Raw genomic sequence first — 3,481 nt, 5'->3', positions numbered from 1 at the left:
GGCCGGCGGCTCGCGAAAGTATTGACGACTTCCGCTACGATCAACTCCGCCACTTAGACAATCGACGCCCCCCGCCGCGTGAGCACGCCGGCGAGGGTGGCGAGGGTGGCAAGCAGGATGCTTACCCCACTTTTCTTGTTCCCAGGCTCCGCGTCGTAACGAGGGCGACCAAGCCGATGGACGTCGCTACTTCGTCTCCAGCCGATGGATAAACTTACCGGGGAAATCCGATTCGCGAATCACCGTCAGCTTCTTCTTCTCAGGCTCAAAAATCACGTATCTGGCCCGCGTCGGTGCGAGCAGACTGATTGACATTTCGTTGTTCTCGCGAAGCACCACGGCCAGTTCCTCCGCAGACACACTGCGGAACGGATGATTGGACATCACGGTTTCCAACTCACTCCAGCTTCGCTTGGCCAGCGGATTGCGACTGATGTTGGGCGGTGGCCAAGTGATGTCGCGGTCCAGATGCGTCGGCTTGATGGCCAGTACCACGAATGAGTTCTCCCGGCGAGAGGAAAACCAGTTCAAGATCTCTTCATGATCCTCTTTGTTGATTTCCAGCACCGCGGGAATTCCCCACGTGGTGTCCACGAGCGGATTCAGGATCGAACGCATCGGACGCCCGACGATGTACGGCGCCAACGAGTCACACCAATCCCGACGCGTTTCGCAGTGCTGTTCCAACACCAGCAGTCGCACCAAATCGCTCGTATCGCTCAGCTCGAACCGCAGCCGCACGTCAAACAGGTAACTCGGATTCAGCGACGAAACGAAGCGTGCGTACTTGGAAACCCAGGCATCATCGACGGCCAACGACTCGTCCCAGCTCATCGGCTCGGCCAAGCGGTCGAGTGATTCCCGATAAACGCGCTGCACCCGTTTGTTTGTCCGATCCAAGACCGCTTCCCCAACGGCGGCGGGATCATCGGGATGGAGCTGCAGCAACGTCTTGTTTTCTTCGGCGTCCTCGATCATCTGAATCAGATCGTCCGGTTCGGGCACACCGACGCTGAAATGAAGCAGCCGATATTGCCCATCACAAATCGCCGTGATCGCACGCGGCGGCAATGACCGCGGGGCGTTTGCAGTCAAGTTCGCCGGCAATCCCGCGACGACACGTTGGGCGATGCAGCGATCCTTCAGGTCGGGGCGTTTGACGAACAACTTCTGAAAGGACCGTCGAAAATTTGGGCCACACCAAACGTCCGGTCCCCCGCCGAGGCGACTTTTGTCGGCCGTGTCCAACTTGGCCTTCGTCCATTGAAATGGATCTTCGTCGGTGATCAGAAACACGATCAGCTTGGATTCAATCTCGCTGGCCGAAAGCCCCGAAAATGGCTCTCGAAACACCAAGCCATCAATCTTGTCGACGTCGTCGACCACTTCATCGGCAACGGCCGCCGGGATGCCGAGCAAGAACAAGCCGGCTGTCCATCGGCAAATCAAATTCCACATGCGAGCACTCCGCGAGAGGGGTAGTGCTACCAATGTAACAGCTCGCGTGGGGCCGTTGAGCGAGATCGACCGGTCTCGAGAACGGACCTCTCAAAGAGAGGCGACTAGCAGATTCGAACTGCTGTAGACGGATTTGCAATCCGCTGCCTAACCACTCGGCCAAGTCGCCTTCAACTGTCGGAAAGAGTAAGAAAACTTTCCGCAACCGTCAAGAACGCCCGAATCCGTCCAGCTTGCCTTTCGGGTCTGACCGGGACAATCGCTCTCGTCGTGAAGTGAGGTATCGGACGGTTCTCACGGCCTCTTGAGAGACATCGGACGAATTCAAAAAGTTCGCCGGATTTGGGGCTTCTTTCCGCAGCGTGAACGCTTCATTTTTTGACCACCCAATTTTTTGACCCGTTCCAGGTCGTCCAACGGGCGTATTGAATCAAATGCGGTGGCGTTCAGCGAGAAGCGTCAGAAAATCCACATTTTTTCCGTTCCCCAGCCTACTGCTGACGGCTTGGTTTTGGTGTCGATCACCGATGCATTGTTGATGTTTCGCCAGAATTGGACCGTGATTTGCATCGCCGGCGCTTTCCCCCGGCCAACCCTCTGCCAATCAGGTGCTTCAAGGATCCCAAATCCCACCGTAAGCTAGCCCCCAAACACGACACGATTCCCAATCGCCCCCTCCCCTGCTGAATAGATTGCAATGACCAAAAAGTGCACGACCCTCGGGCTTGAACCCAGCTTCGGATTCGGAGATCGAACCGGCCTCGCAACTCCCGGACACGTCGCCGCGATGAAACGCTGCGGCGCGGGAATGACGGCGATCTTTCCCCAGCAATCGATTCGCGAGATGACGCGAACCAAGCGAACACCCGAGGGTGTGATGGCCGACGCGATGCAAGCGGCCGAGGCGGCCGGATGGGACGGCCCGATCGGAGCCGATGCCGACCACTTGAAAGTGAATCAGGACGTCGACATCACCGCGGCCGCCGGGTTCACGTTCTTCACCATCGATCCCTCCGACGATGTCGACCAAAAAGCCGACGATTACGACGAAGCGACGCTCCGAGAAAAGTTTTCGTCGAACCGCGACACTGCGCCCTGGTTCGATTCATATCTGGGCAAGTCGATCGAATTGCCCACCGGATCGACGATCCAGCTGGACGAAGAGGCTTGCATGCGTGCGGCGGTCAAGTACGGCCCCGCCATCGCACGTGCACTAAAGCTGGGTGACTACATTCGACAAGTCAACGAAAAGGCCGGCCAAGATTACGAAATCGAACTCTCCGTCGACGAAACCGATCAGCCGACCACTCTGCCGGAACACTACATCATCGCCGATCAGTGCCTCCAAGGCGGCATGAAACTGGTCAGTTTGGCACCGCGGTTTATCGGCGACTTCGAAAAAGGCGTCGATTTCAAGGGCGACTTGGCGGCGCTCGAGGCTTCGTTGGCCGATCACGCGGCGGTGGCTGATCTGCTGGGCCCGTACAAATTGAGCCTTCATTCCGGTAGCGACAAGGTATCGATGTACGCCGCCCTGGCCCGCACCACCGCCGGAAAATTCCACGTCAAGACCGCCGGCACCAGCTACCTGGAAGCACTCCGCGTCGTCGCTCGCCATGATCCAGATGCCTTCCGCGGCATCATCGATTTCTCACGCGATCGATACGAAACGGACAAGGCGACCTATCACGTCTCGGCAACGCTCGCCGATGCCCCGACGACCGATCAAGCCGACGACCAAACGCTGGAAAGCGAATACCTGGAAATGTGGGCGGACGTCCCCGAAGGCAAAGGGTTCACCAAACCCGGACGCCAGATCCTGCACTGCACCTTCGGATCCGTCCTGACCGACGCCAAGTGGGGTGCCGTCGTCCGCGATTGTCTGGTCGCCCATCCAGACACCTACCGCGACGTGCTCGACGACCACTTCGGACGCCATCTCGACGCCCTGCGTAGCGGGATGTAGGGGCAGCGGCATGTAACAGCGGCGACGCCCGGACGCTGACGCGAACCGGCTGATGTC

At 58.5% G+C, this 3,481-nt stretch carries 3 protein-coding genes and 1 tRNA gene; 2 read left to right on the top strand and 2 right to left on the bottom strand.

The features are described from left to right. Positions 1 to 212 (top strand): hypothetical protein (locus NZK35_RS34185; RefSeq protein WP_259637014.1); only part of this gene is annotated, 212 nt, incomplete at its 5' end. Here the strand turns inward: NZK35_RS34185 and NZK35_RS34180 are convergent. Next, entirely contained in the window at positions 187 to 1,458 is a 1,272-nt protein-coding gene (locus tag NZK35_RS34180; RefSeq protein ID WP_259637013.1) for a hypothetical protein, read from the bottom strand. The two genes, NZK35_RS34185 and NZK35_RS34180, sit on opposite strands and share 26 nt — an antisense overlap. 98 nt (positions 1,459 to 1,556) lie before the next feature. Further along, positions 1,557 to 1,627 (bottom strand) — tRNA-Cys (locus NZK35_RS34175). Between the two features lie 528 nt (positions 1,628 to 2,155). On the opposite strand from NZK35_RS34175, the gene NZK35_RS34170 reads away from it, so the two are divergent. Then, complete coding sequence (locus NZK35_RS34170) at positions 2,156 to 3,424, top strand: tagaturonate epimerase family protein (RefSeq protein WP_259637012.1); 1,269 nt, start codon at positions 2,156 to 2,158, stop codon at positions 3,422 to 3,424. Positions 3,425 to 3,481: the final 57 nt, after the last annotated feature.

Origin of the sequence: Stieleria sedimenti (assembly GCF_025060895.1) — a bacterium.
Classification (GTDB): domain Bacteria; phylum Planctomycetota; class Planctomycetia; order Pirellulales; family Pirellulaceae; genus Stieleria; species Stieleria sedimenti.
Note: the sequence above shows the minus strand (reverse complement) of the source record. Positions and strands in the feature narration are given on the sequence as shown.